This window comes from Gilliamella sp. wkB7 (genome assembly GCF_001693435.1).
Taxonomy (GTDB): Bacteria; Pseudomonadota; Gammaproteobacteria; order Enterobacterales; family Orbaceae; genus Gilliamella; species Gilliamella apicola_N.
Genome location: NZ_CM004509.1, coordinates 2436058 through 2459011, shown reverse-complemented (window position 1 = coordinate 2459011; position 22954 = coordinate 2436058). Strand labels below are relative to the sequence as shown.

Sequence of the window (22954 nt, the reverse complement as noted above, 5' to 3'; positions counted from 1 at the left end):
TATTATAACGTAAATAGAACGTTAAATTAAAAACAAAATAAATATTATGATTACATTAGAAAAAATAACGGATATTTTGAAAACAACTAAACATCCAAAACAAATCAATAATAAAGCCGCAGTGTTAATTCCAATTGTAAAAGTAGATAATCAATTACACTTGTTATTCCAAATTAGATCCCATAAACTCAAATGGCAACCTGGTGATATCTGTTTTCCTGGTGGTAAAGTTGAAATTGAAGATATAAATCCAGAACAAACCGCGAAAAGAGAAACATGTGAAGAACTAGGACTTTCAATTAATGAAATTACTATTTTAGGTCAGTTACCAAAATTTATTGCCACATTAGGGATGATAATTTATCCATTTGTAGGTAAAATTGATTCTATCGATGATTTAAAGCTAAACTTTGACGAAGTTGAAAGTATTTTTACTGTTCCGCTTGAATGGTTTAAAAACAATCAGCCTGTACATGCTACAATGCAAGTTGGGCATAAACCAGATAATGATTTTCCTTATAACTTATTACCCAATCGTTCAAAAGATTGGCAAAAAAGATCTGAACATTTAGTTTACTTTTATCAATATAATAATTATATTATCTGGGGTCTAACCGCTCAAATAATAAAACAATTTATTAATATTATTCAATAAAGTAATATAATATTAAAAAATTAGCTAACTAATTTAAAAAGTATTTTTACTTAAATCAACGTTCTTCAGTAAGCGTTTATTTTTAACGCAATGTTTCTATAAGTTTCATTTATTACTATATATTTCTTTAATGAATATCATTAAATCCAAATAGTTTAAAACAAACAGTTCTTTTATTTCTTAGATAAAAATTTATGGCCAAACGTAATTAATAATAGGTAGATATAGACATAAAAATCTTAAATTTGGTGGTGTATAAATATCTGTAAATTATGTTTTATATTTGCAAATAAAAAAAAGCTTTAAAAATTAACTTTAGTTTTAATAATTTAAAAATGAAGGAAATGATCATGAAACGTTTAAACAAATTATCTATTACTCTTGCTCTTTTATTATCATTACCTGTTGCTAGTGTTTATGCAGCAGATGCTTTAACCTCTCAAGAAGCAAAAAACTTAATCCCACTTAAAGAAATTTCTGTAACGGGTAGATATTTACAAGCTGAAAATGCAGCAGATGATATTTCTCGAGCAGCTGATGAAGCTGGTGCTAAGTATTATCATATCAAAGCAATTGAGAATGCAATGACTAATAATTCAGCCGATAGCGCTGTTGTTTACGCCGATATTTATCAATCTAACCAACCTGTCGCAGTGGAAAAAAAAGAAGTGACACAAAATGGTGTTGTTCTTTATCCACGAGCTAAAGCGCTTTATTATCTTCCATTTGAAGTTATCAAATTTAAAGGTAATTACAATAATACTGCCGAAATAACGAATGATGCGAGTAAATTAGCCGCAGAAAAGAATGCATATGCTTTTTATGTTTTCTCTATTGCTCCTTCTGATATCAAAAATCAGGCACAAGAAGTCGATGTTGCATTATATAAAAAAGATGCAGTAGTAAGAGATTTCATTGTTTCTAAAGCAATAGAAGGTGAGGATGCTTACGAAATCACGAGTGATGCGTTTAAAACAATGACACCTTATGAAACGATTAGTTTTCATGGTTCATTCAACAATACAGCCGAAATCAGTGCTGAGGCTCAAAAATATGCAATTGCTAATGATGCACACTTTTATTATGTGAAAGAAATAACAACAAATCCAGCCAGTACAACACAAACCGTTTATGTAAATTTATATAGATAATAAGTTAATTTTTTATATAACTTTCTACGTGAAATATCCGTTTAACCACGTGGAAAGTTATATTATTCACTCCTCATTAAAAGTATATCAATAGAATTAAAATTTATATCTTTTGCTAGATATTTTATAGTCGATTGGTTACATACTATTTTATTTATCATGTGCATTTTAGATGCTAAAAATTTCTATCTCATACATCTTTTCTTTTCATTTAACCTATCTCAAAATATTAACTATATACAATTCAAAACTTCTGCTTGATATGTAAAGTTTAATGACTCAGTAAAGTTATTTGAATGAGTGGCTATCTGATTTGGGGTAATCAATAATTATACCATGTGGAGGGTCATTAACTAGTTTTCCATACCATTAAGTTTATACATAAAGTTATTCAACAAAAGATGAAATATTAAAATGAATAAATCGCTATTTGAATATGTCTAATTAAACTTTAACAGTTATATTTTATGTTTATATTAAAAAGCGTCTTTATGAATTTCTATTTTAAATCAATGATAAATTGTTAATATTAAGTTAATGATATATAATTTTTTGCGTTAACTAATAAATTTATTACAAATATTTTAAAGGATTAAAAAATGTCTAGTCAAGTTGTTCCTTATGTCGATAGAGCAGTACAAGTATTAAATAAAATCGGCATTATACTTAAACCTCAAACCGATGCCCCAATTTTAAAATTACTGGATAATGTTACCGAGATTGATAAAAACCGAGTTATGTCGATAGCACGCACTTTGCAACAACAAGGCGCATTTAATGAAGTAGTCCGAGATCAAATTGATGGTGTTGAAGTATCACAGCGCTATACCAAAATAGTTAATCATTTTGATAGTATTCGTACTGATATGGAAAAAATGATAGGTTGGCTTGATGATGGTCGATTAGACTTTTTGGAAAGAGTCAAAATTGGTTGGATGAAACTTAAACGCGGATCAATTCCAGATCGTTTCAATCTTATCAAATCTACTTACTTAGAAGTATCAAAAGAAACAGGTAATCAGGTCGAACGTGAACGTATTATTTTAAATGCTTATCAGGATTTTAGATTTGGATTAAAACAAGCACAAATTACCGCCGAAGAATTAGTCAATATGGCTACAGCCCGACTCGAAGATTGTAAAAATAAATTATCACTAGCTATTGCCGATGTAGATAATTTCAATTCTGATGATCATGTAGCTCGAGCACGTTTAGAACTAATTAGAGATGAAGCATTACGTAATGTTCAACAAGAAGATAGCCGTTATCAAATTATTTTGGATTTAGCGAATAATTTAACCGTATCTTATAATTCAGCCGAAGCAGTATTTGCACGTTTACAACAAACAACTTCTGTGAAAGAACGAGTATATCAACAAAGTGTTAACTTTTTTTCAACGAATGAAATTGTGTTTACTGCTTTAAGTGCTTCAATAACTTCTTTAACTGGTTTAAGTGAAAGTACTAAAACCTTAGAAGCCTTGAAAGATGGTATGAATAAAGGCATAGAAAGTATAGCATCTGTTGGTAATAAACAATTAGATGAAGCTTTACGAGCTGGATATGGTTCTACTATTAAAGCCGATTCGTTACGTTCTTTAGTTGAAGCGATCGTTAATTATCAAGAATCAAGCCAACAGCTAATTAGCGAATTACGAAATGAATCAATTGAAAATGCAAAAGAAATAGATCGTATTGTCGAAGATGGAAAACAACGCTTTAACAATATTATTCTAAAGGTTAATAGTTAATGTCGGAAATTAAGCTTAGTGAACAATTAGGAGCGATGGCAATAATTGATGAGCTTTATCAAAAACAGCAATTATTACTTGAGCACCTTGATCGCAATGTTTTGCGGGATAAATTGAAAGAAAACATAAAAAATTACTATCAAACCAAAGGACAATTTATTGATGATAGTCTTATAGAAAAAGGAATTAATCTTTGGTTTGATAAGCGTTTGCGGTTTAATGTACCTAAACGTAATTGGTTTATGCATTTTCTTGCTTTATGTTATATTAAAAGAAACATTTTATTTACTATTATATATATTATTTTATTCGTTTTAACGTTAATTAACTTTGCAGAAGTAACGATTACAAAAAAAATAAAAAGTAATATTGATAGTACTTATAACCATATCTTATCCGCAAAAAGTAGTTTAAATGATTTAAATAGAAAATTTCTTGAAATTGATAAGCATTCTGTCAATTTTGCCCAAGTCCCAATAAAAAAATTAAAAAACTCAATTATTGATCTGCTTAACCAAGATAATATTTCTTCTATAGTAAAACCTGGGGCAGATCTATCTTCAATAGCGCAAAAAGATAAAGATATACTTAAATATTTAAAAGAAACTGACTACTCAATCAAAACTAAATTATCCGAAGTCACTTCGCAAATAACACAATTGCAAGAATTAATTGAAACGGACAAGAAATTAACTAAACTAATCCAAAATCAAGAATTTACTGATGCTAGTAAAAAATACCCTATTTTACAAAATATTGTCGATTCTATTATTGATAGCCTTAATCAAGGTCAAACAAATATCGATACTAATCGGATTGAAACACTTTATTCTTCAATTGAACGTGCAGAATTTCTTGAAAAGAAAATTGAGTCTGATACGAAACAGTTACTAGAATTAAACGTACCTAAATCAGATATGGATCCTATTATTGCGCTTCAAACTTCATTACTTGCTGATTTAAAAGATTTAAATTTTGAAAATGTTGAAAATTATCAAACAATGATGGCTTACTACATTAAACTAGCACAAACTAATTTAACGTTGACCATCGTTGACCATCCAGATCATAAATCTGGGGTTGAACGCACACATGAGAATACTAATGGTAAATCTTGGTATTTAATTGTCCAAGCATTAACATCAACCGGTAAGCCAACATCAATATGGGTAAAAAGCATCGAAACCGGTGAAACCAAATTAGTGGAGATGTTTGGTCAACAAGTTACCTTAAAATCATTTAATGCCGTTAAAGAGGATAAAATAAATGATGGGCATATTGATAATAATAAACTTTGTGCTAAACCAAAAGGACGTTTAACGTTTAACTGTCCAAATTCAGTTAAATCAGGCAGGATTTTAGAGTGGTAAACCATGCAGACAAGAACAATTGAAAGCACCATTAATCAAAAAGCTCGTACAACTAAGGCTTCTTTGGACTCAGCCAATCAAGAATTACATGATACACATGAAAAATTACTTGATTTAAAGACTCAACAAGCAAATATTTATAATAAAATTGCGACTATCTATTTATTAGAATCACCTGAAAATAACGATATTAAAATACAAAAAATTATTGACCAGTTACAAAATGTTTTAAAGCAATTAAAAAGCAAATCTTACAGTTTAGACAAAAAAATTGATAAGCAGCAGATAAAATTAACAGAAATTTTGATAAGATTAGATGAACTTACAACCGAAAAAACGCTACAACTTGAGAAAGATCCCGATTATCTATCGCTATTTGATCGCTTTACTATCGAAAAAGAACGCTTTGATAAAGAAACTGAAAACTTTGAAGCTTCTCAAAGCGAGTTTTCAGAAAAACTTGTTCAATATAACGAAAATAGGTATTTTAATTATTTAATTAAGCGAAACTATGGTGAAAATAATTACAAAGCTTTTTGGATCTTAAAAAACCTAGATGCATGGTTAGCAAGATTTGTTAATTTTTCTCAAAATTACAAAAATTACAAATTAATCAATTCATTACTAAATGAATCAAAATCACGTTACGAAAATCAAACAAGATCTTATGAATTAGCATTAAAACAAAAAGAACAGAAAGAACATAGTGTTGAAACTGTTTTGAAAATACCAGCGATAAGAGTTGAATTAGCAGAAATTGAGCAGGATTTAGCGAATCTAGAGCGAGAAAAGCAAGAAAATTATAATGTTTTAAATGAAACACAAACAGGAAAAAGCCTCGAGTTTAAAAGACTCTCTTTGCAACTTGCTGAGTTTTTAAAACATAAGTCTTTTGATAGACTTCAGCAGCTAACCTTACAAACAAAAACTAAAGGAGATGATATATTACTTAAAAAGCTCTATGAAATAGAGAAACAGATAAAGCAATCTGAGAATCATATTGTTCATCTTCGTAATACAACTTCAGATTTAATGAAAACCTATGAGCGTTTTAATGAAACACTTCATCTTTTTAAGGAATACAATATTTCCAGTTTTTTATATGAATATAGGATATCTTCGTATAATCTGAATGAACTATTAAATAAATTATTAAACAATGATGTTTTTCCAATTACCATTGTTGAGACACTACTTAGCTATAGAGTACGAATAAAAATCGAAAGAAGAACTTCGGTACATCAAAGCAGTATCGGATCATTATTGAGCTATTCATCAAAATCATCTTCTTGGGGGTCTTCATACCGTAGTAGTTCTTCATCCAGTAGTAGTTCATCATCAAGTCGCGGTAGTTACTCATCAAGTTCATCGTCAGGTGGTGGAGGATATAAAACGACAGACAGTTTTTAAATCTAGGTATAGGCTTTTTTATAATATATTCATTATTCACGTTCTATCGTGGATAATGATTAATTTTAAAAATCCCTGTTTTGCCGGCAATTTATATACTATCTACATATAAATTACTTATTAGAAACACATAAATCAATATGAAAATAATGCTGATTACTTAATACTTATCTATATTCGATTTGTGTCATATTATTTGATTACTTATACTATATTTTGGTTTTATACGCTTCTAACATTTTTCCACTAGGTTACTAATTTATTCTGACTTGATAATTAATATAGTACTTCTGTTAAATAATTATAGAAAAATTGCTATATAAAAGTTCTATAATAACAACAAATAGATTTTATCTAATCAATCATAAATTCTATAGGAATTTGAGCTAATTTTTTACTTGTGTCGGAACAAAGACTTTTAATTATTCTTTTCTAACGCTTAGATTTTACACTAATTGAACCTAAATTTATTTTGAGATTACCATTTTTCGATCTTTAATTTTTTCATTATCAAGTATCTGATGAGTCTCTACAGCCTATTGATATTTTATTTCACCATAAATGAAAGGCATTAGTTTATGGTTAAAAAATTCGACATTATCAAAAAAATTATGTTTTACCGACTAGTGGAATTAAACTAACAATGTTCAAGGTGTTTTTAATTTGAAAGTAGATAAACATAGACTTTATACAACTATTTTTAGTTTAGTTATCTTAACCCAACAGTGTAACGATTAAGTTAATACAAGCTTTTTGACTAAATGGAATTAGGTAATCATAATTTATATTATTAACCATACATTAGTAATAAAGTTCATAAATATAAATTGCATTTAAAAGGAGAAGAACAACGATAATCAATATCAAATTAATGTATCTGTTAGAGCAACTAAATAGTTGTAAAAAAAGTATGAATTAATGCTATTTATGGACTCAAATAATATTGTGAAAGAGTTGACCAAATATAAGAAAGGAATGCACATTTATGGCTGGGGTACAAGGATTCGAACCTTGGAATGGCGGAATCAGAATCCGCTGCCTTACCGCTTGGCTATACCCCATTATAAAAAAATATATGGTACGGGTAGTGAGATTTGAACTCGCACACCTTTCGGAACTAGAATCTGAATCTAGCGCGTCTACCAATTCCGCCATACCCGTATTGAACTATTGATAAAATAGTATATATCAGATTTAAAAATTTTAATATATTATACAGGATAAAATGGCTGGGGTACCAGGATTCGAACCTGGGCATGGCGGGATCAAAACCCGCTGCCTTACCGCTTGGCTATACCCCAATAAAAGATAATTATTAAGATTAAATGGTACGGATGAAGAGACTTGAACTCACAACCTTGCGGCGCCAGAACTTAAATCTGGGCATCTACCAATTTCGCCACACCCGTATAAATAATCAATAAAGAGGTATAAACCTAAAAAATTAAACGGACTAAAGCATCTTAAAAAATTACGCAGAATGGAATGGCTGGGGTACCAGGATTCGAACCTGGGCATGGCGGGATCAAAACCCGCTGCCTTACCGCTTGGCTATACCCCAATAAAGGATTAATATTAAGATTAAATGGTGCGGGTGGAGAGACTTGAACTCACACACCTTGCGGCGCCAGAACCTAAATCTGGTGCGTCTACCAATTTCGCCACACCCGCACTGAATACTTCCGGTAAAAGTACTACCTAATCTTAATGGTGGCTACGACGGGATTCGAACCTGTGACCCCATCATTATGAGTGATGTGCTCTAACCAGCTGAGCTACGTAGCCATCTCATTCGCAACGTCATAACCAACACTGCGAGGCGCATTATGCTTAAGTTCCGGCAAATCGTCAACACTTTTTTTTAGATATTTTGAAAAAAAGTTACGATCGATTAAGATGCAATCAAATCCGGTTTAATAACAATTCAATTCGCCTTTTTTGTAGTTCAATTTGAATTTCTTTTCCAGTAAACCCATCGGAAATAATTTTTTGCACATTAACACTATTAGCTAGTTTATAAGCATTTTCTAAATATTGTGCTTGTGGAAAGGATGCAGTTTTAGCTAAAGCCTCGCTTGCCATAATCAATTGAGAAAGATGTTGTGGATTACGCCATACATCAATTCTATTTAGTAAACAGATAATTTGTTCAGCTGTGAGTGTTTGCACAGACTGGACATCTTTATAGTATTGCTTAACCATTATGGCAAGCTTAGTATAATTATTGGGTGATTTGACTTTACTACATAAATCTTCAACTGCATGCCTAGTTGATAATTGCGAACAAAGAACACTAAAACGGATGGTTAAATCGTTAGTTAATGAAACAGAGTGTTTTAAAGCATCAATAACCGTATCGGATAAGACTAATGATGGAAACAATATAGCAAGTGCTCCACATTGTTCCAAAACTTGAAAATAGATTTGAGGATCTAAAGTAGATAAGGCTTTTTCAGTCTCTTTCCAGACACGCTCTGGGGTTAGATAACTAATTTCTCCGGCTAAAACCATATCTTTCATAAGATTCATTGTTTCTGTTGCAACAACAAAACCTAATTGATGATAACGTGCCGCAAAACGCGCGACTCGCAAAACTCGCAAAGGATCTTCACGGAAAGCAGGCGAGATATGACGTAACAGCTTACGTTTGATATCTTCAACGCCATAGTAAGGATCAATAATATTATTTTCTTCATCCATAGCAATAGCATTGATGGTAAGATCTCGTCGGATAAGATCTTGTTCTAAAGTAATGTCTTTACTGAAATCACAAATAAATCCAGTATAGCCATTACCTGCTTTGCGTTCTGTCCTCGCTAATGCATATTCTTCTTTTGTAACTGGATGTAAAAATACAGGGAAATCTTTACCGACCTGTTGATAGCCTAAAGATAATAATTCCTCAGGCGTTGCTCCAACAACAACCCAATCACGGTCCGCGCTCAGTAATCCTAACAATCTATCCCGAACACACCCTCCAACTAGATAGATTTGAGACATTAACGCATCCAACGATCTTTTTTACGACGAGGCATTATCATTGGTAAAATTAGACCTAATACTAGACCTCCACCAGCAACAAGACCGCCATAAGTAAACCATGTAAGAATAAGATCGAGTCGTTTATCATCAACTTGATTTAACATCGAATCTATTTGAGTTCTCTGCTGTTTGACTTGTTTATCAAGATCGGCATTTTTATTTTGAAGAGTTTCAATTAATTCTTCCGCAGATTGCAATTTTTGCTCATATTCATTTACGATTTTTCGTTGATGTTCATCAACATTATTCACTTTATCTTGATATTCGGCTAATTTTGCTTCTAACTCGGGAAGGCGTTCTCGATAACTTGGCTCATCATTAAGTTTATTGGTCTCAATCCACCCTATCTTACCATTACTAATTTGGATTCTTGTGTATTTACCATCGTCACTTTTTTCAAGAGAAGTCACTTTTTGACCAGTTTTAACCGCGCCAGAGAAACCATAATTAGTACTAGGACCACGACGTAAGTAGATATCTATATCATCTGTCACATATTTATCTGCAGCATTAGCATTAAACACAAAACCAAGAAAAGAAATTATAATAATATTATGTTTTTTCATCATATTTAACTCAATCCATCCATTTTTTAACCATAATAACATAAAAAAATAACTTTTCGCACATTCATTTCACAATATATGTCTCTACAAAATAACTAGCAACACAAAAAAATGAAATCGATTACATTTTTTGTGAGATCTTAATCACAAATTAAAAAATTAATCATTTTATTTTTATAGAAATGTAATTATTTTACATAGATAAAGAACCACAATCTTGGAGTCATTATGAACTATCGTCTTAATAATAACAATGTAGATGTCCTATTACGTACAACACCTTATGCTGAACTTAGCTATTTTGGTAAACGCTTACAAAACATTCAACTCGAAAAACTGGAAATGTTAACCCCAGCTGTTCCTAACGCGCGTATTGATGTTGACGTACCGTTTACTTTATGCCCTGAAGAAGGTTTAGGTAATTTTAGTACACCAGGACTTGAAGGTCATCGCAATGGTAAAGATTGGTCTCCTGTTTTTATCACCAAGGAAGTTATTCAAACAGAAAATGAAATCACTATTATTAGTGAAGATAATATTGCTAACCTACGTTTCACCAGCCATTTTATTTTAGATAACAGCGGTGTATTACAATGCCAAAATAGTTTAATTAATCTAGGCAATGAACCTTATCAGGTCAATCGCTTATCAATCACTCTTCCTATTCCAGAAAGAGCACAAGAATTAATGGCCTTTAGTGGACGTTGGATTAAGGAGTTCTTTCCGCATCGTACTAAAATCGAACATTGTGGTTATTTGCAAGAAAACCGTCGTGGACGTACTTCACATGAGTATTTTCCGGGTATGATAGTTGGTACCGATAGCTTTAAAGAACAATCCGGTGAAGTATGGGGTGTTCATTTAGGTTGGAGTGGAAATCATCGAATTCAGGTAGCAGTAAAAAGTAATGGTAAACGTTTTATTCAGGCCGAAGCCTTATATATGGCAGGAGAAATTACATTAAGTAAAGACGAGTCAATTTCAACTCCTTGGTTGTATGCAACTTATAGTGATCAAGGCTTGAATGAGATGAGTCAGCACTTCCATGATTTTTTGCGTGGCAACATTATCAAATTTAACCAAAATAAACCGCGCCCAGTCCATCTTAATACTTGGGAAGGTATCTTTTTTGATCATAATCCGGACTATATTATACAAATGGCAACTAAGGCTGCACATATGGGGGTTGAACGATTTATTATTGATGATGGTTGGTTTGGTAAACGTGACGATGATTATCAAGGGTTGGGAGATTGGTATTTGGATAAACGAAAATATCCAAACGGCTTAGAACCTGTGATTAAACATATTAAAGATTTGGGCATGGAATTTGGTATTTGGGTCGAGCCAGAGATGATTAATAAAAACTCCGATCTTTATCGCGCTCACCCTGATTGGTTACTAGAACTGCATGGTTATAATCAACCTGAAGGTCGTCATCAATATTTACTCGATTTGCAAAATCCAGCGGTTTTTGAGTATTTGCTTGAAAGATTAACATGGTTGCTTGGAAGCTATGACATTGACTATATCAAATGGGATATGAATCGTGAAATTGTGCAAGCAGGCCACAATGGTAATCCAGCCATTGTTGGACAAACTGAAGCGTTATATCGTTTAATTGATATTTTACAAGAAAAATTCCCTCATGTTGAAATTGAATCTTGCTCTTCTGGTGGAGGACGTATTGATTATGAAATATTAAAACGTACTCAACGTTTCTGGACGTCAGACTCTAACGATGCATTAGATCGACAGATCATTCAGCGTGGTATGAGTTACTTCTTCCCTCCTGAGGTCATGGGGGCTCACATTGGTGGTGCCTTATGTCATACTACATTCCGCGAATTACATATGAATTTACGTGGTTTGACTGCACTGTTTGGTCATATGGGTGTTGAACTTGATCCTGTTAAAGAATCTGAAAAAGAACAAAAAGCGTTTGCTCATTATATTAATTTACACAAACAATTGCGTCCATTATTACATAGTGGTAATAGTGTACGCTTGGACGTCGATGATCCTCGCGCGATGCAAAGTTATGGGGTTGTTAGCAAAGATCAAAAAGAAGCAGCGTTTATTATCGCCCAATTAGCATTACCAACTTATGCATTGAGTGGTAATTTACGTTTGACAGGATTGTTAACAGATAAGCAATATCAAATAGAAATTCTTGATATGCCAGACAATATTGATCCTAAAATCAGTGGTCATGCGATGAAAATATTACCAGTATGGATGAAAACTCAAACAACTCTTTCAGGCGATTGGTTAATGAATATAGGATTACCATTACCTGTGCTTGATCCTGCAACTGCTATGCTTATCAGGATCACATCCAAATAAATCAAAAAAATACAAAAAATATCAAATTATTGAATAATAAGGGGAATGAAAGTATTCATTCTCCTTTATAACATATTGAATTTGAAACGATTCAGCCAATAATACAATGATTGGCAAATAAAAATTTTTCCATTATTATAAGGTTTTATCTCATATATTCAGGGTTCAACCGACTGAATTAGCTAAAAGATATAAACAAAATATTTCAAGTATAGGTTACCTTCCCTCTTTGCGAACCATTTTTGCTTTAATCGTTGGTAAACTACAATATTTTAAATGGATAAACTTTAAGTAATATGGATATAAATTGTTAGTAATAATATCAAATTAAAAAGGAGTTTTATGGCGACAATAAAAGATGTTGCACAATTAGCCAATGTTTCAGTTGCAACAGTATCTCGTGTTATCAATAATGCAAACAATGTTAGTAATAATAAGCGTGAGATTGTAAAAACTGCTATGGAAAAATTAAACTATTATCCAGATGCAAACGCTCGTGCGTTATCTCAGCAAAATTCAAAAACCATTGGTATTGTTGTCGCAGACGTTTCAGATCCTTTTTTTGGTGCAATGGTCAGTGCAGTTGAAAAAGTAGCTTACCGAACCGGACACTTTTTATTGATCGGCAATGGTTATCACAATGAAAATAAAGAATATAATGCTATAACCCAACTAATTGAACATCGTTGCTCTTCGTTGGTAGTCCATGCAAAAATGCTTTCCGACAGTACTTTAATAAGATTGATGGAGCAAGTTCCAGGGATGGTATTAATTAATCGTATAATCAAAGGTTTTGAAAAACGCTGCATTGCACTTGATGACCGTTATGGTTCTTACTTAGCTGTTAAACATTTAATTCAACATGGTCATACCAACATTGGTTATTTGTGTTCAAACCATGATATATCAGATTCAACCGACCGCTTACAAGGCTATAAAGATGCACTATTAGAACATAATATTGATATAAACGATAATTTGATTGCTATTTCTTCGCCAAATGAAACAGGTGGTGAACAAGCTATGATGTCTCTTTTAGAGCGCAATCAACAAATTACTGCTATTGCTTGCTACAATGACTCTATGGCAGCGGGTGCTATTTCTGTATTATATGATAATGATATAAAAATTCCGTCAGATATTTCTATCATTGGTTTTGATGATTTATTACTTGCTCGGTATTTACATCCTAAACTGACAACCATTCGCTACCCATTGCAAACTATGGCTGAACAAGCTGCGGAGCTCGCATTGCGATTAGCAAAAAGTGAAGTTCTACCAGCCAATTTAATTAATGTTTTTACTCCAACTTTAACTAAGCGATATTCTGTTACTAAAATTAAATGATTGTTATTAGTTTAAAAACTGCATTAAAAAAATGTCGAAAACCCTAAAAATTATGTGTTTTCGACATTTAGTTATTTTTTCAGGTAAGATTATTTAAAACCAAACTTCAGTTTGCACGCCAAAGCTAATTTGATTATCTTTACCATTAAAATCAAATTTACTGATCTCATTTTGTAAAGATTCTAAATAAGAAACATAGAAACGTATATCAGGTCTTGATGTTAAAATACTTTCACCAACTTTAAATGAGTGGAAGATCGTTGTTTTAAAACCTTCTTCATTATAGCTTTTGCCTTTAACTTTATTTTTTTGTCTAAAATAACCTAATTCGATGCCGCTTTGATTATAGTTATCCCATATATAAGCAGGTCTTACTGCTGATTTGAAACTCGAAAAATCAGTATGGGCCAAATTGAGGTCATAGGAATAAACATCTGTTCCCGTTGTAAGCGCGAGTGCATGGGCGACAATCACTTTATCGGCTAAATAAGCCTCACCTTCAGATACCAATCGATAAGCTTTTCCCCCTGTATGAGTACCGATATAATCATTATCAGAATTTGCTGCAAATTCAGGGTTATTAGTATTAATATTCGCTAATTGTGACGCAACAGAATTGGTCGCAGTTTGTAAAGTCCATTGATTAAATCCACCAAAGAAATTATTTTGTCTTAAAACAAAACTTCCTAACCAAGCATTTTTTACACTAACACTGTCCTGAATTTTGGATTTATTGGGGGCAGAATAACGACCATTAATTGCAAGAGTGGCATCTTGCCATAAAGGAATATCTCGATAGCGAAACTCGATTTCATTTAAGTCGACTTCTTCCCGTTTAGTTACGGTTTGTATCTCAGTATTACCATTATTTGTAACTTCAATTTTTTTAACTTGTTTGACATTAACATCCGCTCGTACCAAAGCTAAATCAAGTTTACCCACGCCAATTCCAAGATCTTCAATACCAATACCACCGCCTGCAGGTGTTTTTTGAGTTTTCCAATCTAACATTTGGATTTCATTATAAGGAAGTGAATGTTTACCTACCCATAAATTTGCATCAGGAAATCCTGGCACAAATCCTTTGGTAGATAAGTAAATATCAGAAAACTGCATAATATTGTCATCTTGAGTATTGAATAAACCAGCTGCTTTATTGGTCGCTACATTACCATCAATCATAACAATGGCATCCACTCTATGACCATCTTCATCATACACTTTTTGTTTAAAGACAAGATCGTACCAACCACCATATTCATTACCAAACCGACCTAATGCCCCTTCAGCATAATTTTTAGGCTTGCCATTTTGGGAGGTTGACCAGCCACCACGAAAATAACCATTAAATGAAAAACCGATTTCGTCTTTGATGTAATCTTTAAACTCTGACAGAGTAAAAGAGTTTTTAAGTGATTTGGTTTGCGATGTTGGGGCTGCATTATCACTTTGCTTAGTATCGTTAACTATGACAATTTGATTGTCTACTGCCGGTTGTTGTTGAATAACAGACTTGGAATTAATATTGGTTTGAGTGTGATTTTGGGTTTGTTTAGATGCTGGTGTTTGGGTTGAAGTTTTAGCTAAAGCAACACTCTGATTTTTCAGCGCCTTTTGTTGATTATTTATTACAATCTGTTGTTGTTGAATATTCTTATTTAATTCTGCTAGCTGTTTATTAGACTCGATCACTTGCTTTTTTAAATCTATAGATTCTTCAGAAAGTGCCAATAATTTTTGTTCTAACATCGATATTCTGGCCTCTAACTCTTCTTGAGTAGCAGCAAAAGAGTTTTGTATAGAACACAAGCCAAGTAAAGTAATTAAAACAATTCGTTTAGGTTTGACGTTTAATACTGCCTTAGTTAAATATTTCATTTTTTTCTACTCATTATTATATAGATATTAAAGAAGTCTCAAAAATTTGAGACAAAAAAAAACCTAAAAAATAGCGATAACTATTTTTTAGGTTTTGCCCATAATCTTACGGTAGCAATCCAATGCTTAATAAATAAGCTTATTTAATATAACTAATAAAATTAATCATTAACAATATAAATATACATAATGTGACATATGTCACATTAATATTGAAATTATTATTAATTATCCTATTTTTTGAAAGATATAAAAATACAAATGTAACCGATTACATAAAATGTTAACTGGATCACTTAAATAAAATAAAAACTATTTATAATTAATAAAAAAAAGCCAGCTTACTAAGTGAAATTGCAAATAAATAATGAGTTAAACAACAGGAGAAAATAATGAATCTTTGTTTCAGTGAAATTCTCAATCGAGCAGATTGGAATAATTTATCTATTTTAAGCATTAATCGACTTAATACACATCCCAAATTTAATAGCTGGCGAGATAAACAACAAGCAAAAAATAATAGTGATTCAGACGCAATCTTATCGCTCAATGGTGATTGGTTTTTTAGTTATTTTAATAACCCAAAACAAGTACCAGAATCGTGGTTGGATAAAGAACTCGATAATACCACTGTTCCTGTTCCATCAAATTGGCAATTTCATGGTTACGATGCACCAGTTTATACAAATATTCGTTATCCTTTTCCTTATAACCCCCCTTTTGTTCCTGAAGATAACCCAACGGGTTGTTATTCGAGGTACTTTAATATTGATGAAAAATGGTTAAATGAAGGTGATATAAGAATTATATTTGATGGTGTCAGTGCCGCATTTCATCTTTGGTGTAATGGTAAATGGGTTGGCTATTCACAAGATAGCCGCATTGCAGCTGAATTTGACTTAACTCCTTTTTTAAAGAAAGGTGATAACCGTATTGCTGTACTAGTTTTAAAATGGTGTGATGGCAGTTATCTTGAAGATCAGGATATGTGGAGATTAAGTGGTATTTTCCGTGGCGTTTCACTACTTCATAAACCAAAATCACATTTACAAGATATTCAAGTTAAAACAATACTTGATGATTGCTATCAAAATGCTACCTTATCTTTGCAAATTGATGTAAAGCATCAAGACGATATAGAGATGCTCAATGTAGACATTGAATTATGGCAAAAAGATAAATTAGTCCTTGAACACTCACAATCAATGGGTACTCCTGCAATTGATGAAAAAGGGGGTTACAATGACCGAGTAATTTGCCATATTCCAGTGACCAAACCACAATTATGGAGTGCCGAAATACCTAATCTTTATCGGCTTGTTATTAGTTTGAATCATAATAATACGGGTTTAATTGAATCTGAAGCTTATAACATTGGTTTCCGAACTGTCGAAATCAAACATGGGCAACTTTGTTTGAATGGTAAACCACTAATCATTAAGGGAACAAATCGTCACGAATTTTATCCTGATATGGGATACGCAGTTACCGAACAAGCTATGCTTCATGATATAAAATTAATCAAACAACACAATTTTAATGCGGTGCGTTGTAGCCATTATCCGAATGATCCACGTTGGTATGAACTTTGTGATGAATATGGTCTTTATTTAGTAGATGAGGCAAATATTGAGTCACACGGCATGTTCCCAATGTCACGTCTGTCTGACGATCCTCTTTGGTTGGCTGCCTATAGTGAACGAGTAACTCGTATGGTTCAACGTGATCGCAATCATCCATCAATTATTATTTGGTCACTTGGTAATGAATCAGGACATGGAGCAAATCACGATGCGCTTTATAGTTGGATCAAAAGTAATGATCCAACCCGCCTAGTTCAATATGAGGGAGGAGGCGCCAATACAGCTGCCACCGACATTATTTGTCCTATGTACGCGCGAGTTGATCAAGATCAACCCCACCCTAATGTTCCTAAATGGTCAATAAAAAAATGGGTTTCAATGCCTGATGAAAAACGCCCACTTATTTTATGTGAATATGCTCACGCTATGGGTAACAGTTTAGGTACTTTTTATAAATATTGGCAGGCATTTAGGCAATATCCTAGATTACAAGGTGGTTTCATTTGGGAATGGGCAGATCATGGTATCCGTTGCCATAATCTATCAGGTGAAAGTTATTGGGCTTATGGCGGTGATTTTGGTGAAGCTTATCACGATAGACAATTTTGTTTAGATGGTTTAGTTTTTCCTGATCGTAAACCTCATCCAAGTTTAATTGAAGCCAAAAAAGTGCAACAGCCATTTCAATTCAGACTTGTCAGTCAAAAACCTTTGATTATTGAAGTAACTAGTGAGTATCTATTCCGTACTACAGACAATGAAATACTATATTGGGAACTGCTACTTGATGGTAAAAATCAACAAAGTGGTAAACTTAAACTTAATATTAATCCTAACGATACAATTGAACTAAAAATTACTGACGACATTGGTAAGAATTTTGATGGAGAAGACTTACACCTATCGCTCAAAGTCGTTCAAAACAGAGCCACTGCATGGTCTCCAGCAAAACATACTGTGGCTTGGGAACAATTCAAATTAGTTAACCAGTTTATTCCGCAATGGACCTTAAGTAAAAATAAAAAGCTACTAAAATTAACTGAAAATAAAAATGAGTTTATTATCAATTGGAGAAATCAAAGTTGGCAAATTAATAAAAAAACAGGACAGCTGAGCCAATGGGTTAAAAATAAGAAACCATTATTAGCCAGCGCACTGGCTGATCAGTTTATACGAGCTCCGATTGATAATGATATTGGCATTAGTGGTGATTTTAATAGTAATAATAACCCTTTTGCATGGGTTGAACAGTGGAAAGCCGCTGGCTATTTTGATTTGAGCCATCAGTGTTTTGGAATCAAAGCGTCACAAACAGATGACTATATAATTATTGAAGCGCTTCATGGTTATAGTGTGAAAAAACGCAAAGTCATTCAAAGTAAATGGTTACATCAATTTGATCAGGATGGAAACTTGACGATAACAGTAGAAGTCGATATTGCGAATGATATGCCTGCGCCGGCTCGTATTGGTTTGACGTATCAATTGAAAGAGATACCAAAACAGGTAAACTGGCTGGGATTAGGACCACATGAAAACTATCCTGATCGAAAAACCTCTGCAATCTTTGGTGATTGGTCATTACCATTTGCCGAACTTTATACGCCTTATATTTATCCTTGTGAAAATGGCTTACGTTGTGATGTCAAACAATTAATTCTTAATGATATGATAATTACAGGTCATCAATTTAAATTTAATATTAATCAATATGGTACTAAACAGTTGATGGAAAAAACACATCGTCATTTATTAGTGCCTCAAACATGCGCCTACGTCAGTATAGATGCTTATCATATGGGCATTGGTGGTGATGATTCTTGGACACCAAATGTACATCCAGAATTTTTACTAATGGATAAACATTATCGCTATCAATTGATTTTTAAATGTTAACAAACAGAAATTATTTGACTAAAATAAGGCACGATTTAATCGTGCCTGAATGTTAGTTAATTAAAGAGTTAATGCCTAATGGCCTTCAAATAATTGATCGAGTTTTTCTATAAATTCTTGCTGAGGTCGATGATAAAAAATCCCCTGATCAGGCATACCCCGTAAAAAGAGATAATATACCCCACCAAAATGGGTCTGATATCGATAATTGGATATCCTGCTTCTCAAAAATCGATGTAATGCCAAACTATAAAGTTGATATTGTAGATCATAACGATGTTCTATCATCACTTTTTTCAGTGCATTTTGCCCATAATGATCAATATTATCACCTAACCAATTTGACTTATAATCGACCACATAATATTTACCTTCAAATTCAAAGACTAAATCAATAAATCCTTTTAACATACCTTGCACAGAATCAAAGGATAATTCAGAACGTGATTGAGATAAATCATCATATTTCTTGCAAAGAGAATCTAATTGCTGGCAAGTTACAGATTGACGTATAGGTAAATAAAATTGTAACTCGTTAATACATTTACCCATCAATATGTTTGATAATATTAATCCTGACTGACCCAATTCAGTCGCCAATACTTGTCTCATCCAATTGGCAACAATACTATTCCAATTAGAATCAAGATTGAGTTTTTTCACCATCTCAGTACATAATTCATCAATGTTATCGGATGAAATATGTTCCATAATACTGTGCATTAAAGTACCAACATATGCCCCTTTAGGGAAATGGTGAATGTCATATTGCAATTCTACAAGTTCTTCACTAGTGGATTTAAATTGTGGCTCATCCCAATCATTAATGATATCAAGATTATAGTTCAATAAGGCATTTTGATGTTGCTGTAATTCAGTATAACTGGTTACTCGCCAACAGTTTGAGAGCTTACGTGTAAAAACATTAGCAGATAGTGTTGGAACCGATAACATAGGAGGAACATAGTGTTCACCATTAATTGGCAATTCGACATCAATTAAGTTTGCCATATTACCAATAGCCCTTAAGTCATTTTTCAAAAGATGATTAATAGCTGACTGACTTTTTTTCAAAGAAGCAAGACCGATACTACAATGATATACCGAGCGCGTCATAGCAACATACAATAAACGTAAATCCTCAGCAAGACGTTCATCTTCTATTTGTTGCTTAATTTCATCCGTCAATAACCATGCATAAGTTAACTTATAGTCATTCTCTTTATCATGATAAAATTGACTGTCAGATGATCGATACAATGAAATAAAAGGCAACCAAACAATAGGAAACTCTAACCCTTTTGATTTATGGATTGTAATAATTTTAACTAAGTTTTCATCACTCTCAAGACGTTGCTCGTGATTTTCTAAATTAAGATCTGGACTGACTATTTGTTTGGTCAACCAACGAACTAAAGCATGAGGACTGTCTAACTCATCCGCAGCTTCTTGAAGCAATTCTCCTAGATGCATTATATTCGTTAAAGTTCGTTCACCATCTTGACGTGCTAAGATATTTTCAGCTAAATGACGTCGTTTCATCATTCGGCGTAACATGACTAAAACGCCATAATGTAGCCAAATAGCTTGGTATTGCTTAAATTCTTCAACCAAACTTTCCCACTTATCTTGGTCATCAGTAATTTGCTCAAGTTCAGTCATTGTTTGACCAAACAGTGATGTCATTAAGGCTAAGCGCAGTGTTGATTCGTTTTCGGGCATTAACACTGCTTGCAATAGGTTAAGTACATCTTTTGCGTCCGTTGATGAAAAAACACTACTATGATTTGATAAGTAAACACTTTTAACGCCCAACGATGCTAATTTTTGTCTGATGATTTCAGCTTCACGTCCTGTACGCACTAAAACAGCAATATCTGCCGTCATTACGGGACGTTGTTTTTCCTGATTATCTACTAGTATTGAAGAACTCGACAATAAAGTCACAATCTGCTTTGCACAACAACTTGCCATATATTCTTGATAATCAGCATTTGTTGAAATTTCCTGCGGTAATAGATAAGCCGTTAATGCGGAGACTTCTTCATTATTTAATAACAATGCTTTTTTTTGATTTCTTTCTGCCACCTGCATTGGTAAAAAAGGAATCTCATCAAACACAAATGGGTTATCATGATTAGCAAATAGCTGATTAACCGCATTCACCATTGTTGCAGAAGAACGATGATTTACATCCATCGTATAATGATTTTCACCCGTCGATCGTTTAGCTTCCAAATAAGTGAAGATATCAGCACCACGAAAACTATATATAGCTTGCTTTGGATCACCAATAAATAACAATCCACGATCGGACTGCTGGTTATCATAAATACGATTAAATATTTGATATTGTAATGGATCGGTATCTTGGAATTCATCAATTAAGGCAACACAATATTGTGACGCAATACTTTTCGCCAGTCGTTTGCCATTTTTTACAAACAGAGCTCGATTAAGTTGCCAAATAAGATCATCAAAACTTATAGCACCATTTTTTAGTTTTTCCTTATAGATCCCTTTTTGAATGATACCAACAATATCCATTAAGATTTGACTACGTAAATTGAGGGGTTGTTGATAAAGTGACTCGATTTTTCCGAAAATAGAGTGACAAGGAGCACTTTTTCCATCTTTGGTTTTTTCGTTTAATACTGATTGACGAAATTTTTCAAGTTCATTAGGTAATTCAAACGTTTGTGTTGCTTTGTTTGCCCATGTCGATACTTTATTTAACCAATTGGGTAAATTTCGGCTACTATAAGATTGTTTACTCACACCAGATTGAGTAATAATTTCGCTCAAATCAGCAACAGCAATCAACCAATCTTGTTTAATCTCTTCTATTTTTTTATGATTTTTTTCATAAAAAGCTTCAATCGTTGCTCTGATATCTGGATTTGATTTATCATCATCCTCGACACCTAATCCCAAATAAGGGTTAATATCTCTCAATAATGTGGTAGGATCTTTCCAAGTATCAATAATAAGATAAGCAAGCGATTTATCTAATGGCGTGAAATAATGACGCCAAAAGTCTTGTACTACACGTAATTGCAATTGATATTCATCGGCTACTAACTTTTGTTCGAATAATACACCTGATTCAAATGCATGGCTGGTTAATATTCGTTGGCAAAAACTATGAATAGTATAGATCGCCGCTTCATCCATTGCCTGTTGGGCATCAGTAAGCTTTTGCACTGCTGAATGGCGATCATCAATTAAATCAATTAATTTTTGATAAATAGGATCTTGATGATGCCCTTGGATTAAACCAAGTCTTAATTCTTGTATATTTTGACGAATACGTGAGCGTAATTCTTGCGTCGCGGCTTTAGTAAAAGTTACAACAAGAATTTGGCTAACATCAAGAGGCTTTGGATAACTATTTTGCCCAATACCAAGTAACAGCCTTAAATAGATAAAGGCGAGTGAATAAGTTTTACCCGTTCCTGCCGATGCTTCAATTAAACTTCGACCGGTTAAAGGTAAATCAAAAAGGTTAAGTTTTTTTACTACGCTTGATGAAACCATTCAAGCTTTCCAGAAGCATCTAATGATAGCTCCACACAAGCAATTGCAGCAGTTGGAAACATAGGTGGCGAAACATGCGGACAAAGTTCATTAACAAGATATCCCACTAATGGTAGATGTGAGACAACGATTACATTATTAACACCATTGGTTACTAGCATCGTTAATGTATCAGCTATATAAGATGCGCTACCGCCTGGAACTAAGAATTTATCGGTTGTCACTTTTGCAACACTGACCTGTGATGATAATTCTGTTAACGTCTGTTGTGCTCGTAAATAGGGGCTGACTAAACCTAAATCAAAATGGAAATTTTGCTCTTTAAGCCAAATTCCAGCTTGTTTTGCTTGTTCAATACCATAATCAGTCAAGGTTCGACTTGCATCGGATGAAGCAGAAAACCCTGCTTCACCATGTCTCAT

General features: G+C 33.0%; 13 protein-coding genes and 7 tRNA genes. 8 read left to right on the top strand and 12 right to left on the bottom strand.

What is annotated here, in order from left to right:
- Nucleotides 1-46: 46 nt before the first annotated feature.
- From A9G17_RS10885 to A9G17_RS10865, 5 genes are all read left to right on the top strand, one after another.
- Nucleotides 47-655, top strand: a complete 609-nt coding sequence (locus tag A9G17_RS10885; RefSeq protein WP_081301746.1) for an NUDIX hydrolase — start codon at nucleotides 47-49, stop codon at nucleotides 653-655.
- A gap of 350 nt (nucleotides 656-1005) precedes the next feature.
- A complete protein-coding gene (locus A9G17_RS10880; RefSeq protein ID WP_065738719.1) occupies nucleotides 1006-1806 on the top strand; it encodes a YdgH/BhsA/McbA-like domain containing protein in 801 nt (266 codons plus the stop codon).
- Between the two features lie 599 nt (nucleotides 1807-2405).
- Nucleotides 2406-3557, top strand: a complete 1152-nt coding sequence (locus tag A9G17_RS10875) for a merozoite surface protein 3b (RefSeq protein WP_065738718.1) — start codon at nucleotides 2406-2408, stop codon at nucleotides 3555-3557.
- On the top strand, nucleotides 3557-4927 hold the full coding sequence (locus tag A9G17_RS10870; RefSeq protein ID WP_065738717.1) for a DUF6384 family protein: 1371 nt from the start codon (nucleotides 3557-3559) through the stop codon (nucleotides 4925-4927). The genes A9G17_RS10875 and A9G17_RS10870 overlap by 1 nt, the downstream gene beginning before the upstream one ends.
- A gap of 3 nt (nucleotides 4928-4930) precedes the next feature.
- The gene (locus tag A9G17_RS10865; RefSeq protein ID WP_065738716.1) at nucleotides 4931-6337 is read left to right on the top strand and encodes a hypothetical protein; all 1407 of its coding nucleotides are present in this window, start codon (nucleotides 4931-4933) and stop codon (nucleotides 6335-6337) included.
- Nucleotides 6338-7323: 986 nt separating this feature from the next.
- Here A9G17_RS10865 and A9G17_RS10860 read toward each other — a convergent pair.
- The 9 genes from A9G17_RS10860 to A9G17_RS10820 form a co-directional block, all read right to left on the bottom strand.
- Nucleotides 7324-7398: transfer RNA gene (locus tag A9G17_RS10860), tRNA-Gln, on the bottom strand.
- 15 nt (nucleotides 7399-7413) lie between these two features.
- Nucleotides 7414-7498, bottom strand: a tRNA-Leu gene (locus tag A9G17_RS10855).
- 65 nt (nucleotides 7499-7563) lie between these two features.
- Nucleotides 7564-7638: transfer RNA gene (locus A9G17_RS10850), tRNA-Gln, on the bottom strand.
- Between the two features lie 25 nt (nucleotides 7639-7663).
- Nucleotides 7664-7746: transfer RNA gene (locus A9G17_RS10845), tRNA-Leu, on the bottom strand.
- 77 nt (nucleotides 7747-7823) lie between these two features.
- Nucleotides 7824-7898: transfer RNA gene (locus tag A9G17_RS10840), tRNA-Gln, on the bottom strand.
- A gap of 25 nt (nucleotides 7899-7923) precedes the next feature.
- Nucleotides 7924-8008: transfer RNA gene (locus A9G17_RS10835), tRNA-Leu, on the bottom strand.
- Nucleotides 8009-8045: 37 nt separating this feature from the next.
- Nucleotides 8046-8122, bottom strand: a tRNA-Met gene (locus A9G17_RS10830).
- A 117-nt stretch (nucleotides 8123-8239) separates the two neighbouring features.
- Nucleotides 8240-9337: a tRNA nucleotidyltransferase/poly(A) polymerase-related protein gene (locus tag A9G17_RS10825; RefSeq protein WP_065738715.1), complete on the bottom strand. Its 1098-nt coding sequence runs from the start codon at nucleotides 9335-9337 to the stop codon at nucleotides 8240-8242.
- A complete protein-coding gene (locus A9G17_RS10820) occupies nucleotides 9337-9987 on the bottom strand; it encodes a TIGR04211 family SH3 domain-containing protein (protein WP_065738714.1) in 651 nt (216 codons plus the stop codon). Before A9G17_RS10820 ends, A9G17_RS10825 begins: the two co-directional genes overlap by 1 nt.
- A 186-nt stretch (nucleotides 9988-10173) precedes the next feature.
- Between A9G17_RS10820 and A9G17_RS10815 the strand changes: the two genes are divergently transcribed.
- Nucleotides 10174-12291, top strand: a complete 2118-nt coding sequence (locus tag A9G17_RS10815) for an alpha-galactosidase (protein ID WP_065738713.1) — start codon at nucleotides 10174-10176, stop codon at nucleotides 12289-12291.
- Between the two features lie 342 nt (nucleotides 12292-12633).
- Nucleotides 12634-13638 carry a substrate-binding domain-containing protein gene (locus A9G17_RS10810; protein WP_065738712.1) on the top strand — a complete coding sequence of 335 codons (1005 nt, stop codon included), beginning with the start codon at nucleotides 12634-12636 and terminating at the stop codon, nucleotides 13636-13638.
- Nucleotides 13639-13731: 93 nt separating this feature from the next.
- Here A9G17_RS10810 and A9G17_RS10805 read toward each other — a convergent pair whose 3' ends face one another.
- On the bottom strand, nucleotides 13732-15516 hold the full coding sequence (locus A9G17_RS10805; protein ID WP_065738711.1) for a carbohydrate porin: 1785 nt from the start codon (nucleotides 15514-15516) through the stop codon (nucleotides 13732-13734).
- Nucleotides 15517-15908: 392 nt separating this feature from the next.
- Here A9G17_RS10805 and A9G17_RS10800 point away from each other — a divergent pair, with 392 nt between their 5' ends.
- Nucleotides 15909-18995 carry a beta-galactosidase gene (locus A9G17_RS10800; protein ID WP_065738710.1) on the top strand — a complete coding sequence of 1029 codons (3087 nt, stop codon included), beginning with the start codon at nucleotides 15909-15911 and terminating at the stop codon, nucleotides 18993-18995.
- 75 nt (nucleotides 18996-19070) lie between these two features.
- Here A9G17_RS10800 and recB read toward each other — a convergent pair whose 3' ends face one another.
- Both recB and sixA read right to left on the bottom strand, forming a co-directional pair.
- On the bottom strand, nucleotides 19071-22532 hold the full coding sequence (gene recB, locus A9G17_RS10795) for an exodeoxyribonuclease V subunit beta (protein WP_065738709.1): 3462 nt from the start codon (nucleotides 22530-22532) through the stop codon (nucleotides 19071-19073).
- Nucleotides 22514-22954, bottom strand: coding sequence for a phosphohistidine phosphatase SixA (gene sixA / locus A9G17_RS10790; protein WP_198227058.1), 441 nt, complete (start codon nucleotides 22952-22954; stop codon nucleotides 22514-22516). The genes recB and sixA overlap by 19 nt, the downstream gene beginning before the upstream one ends.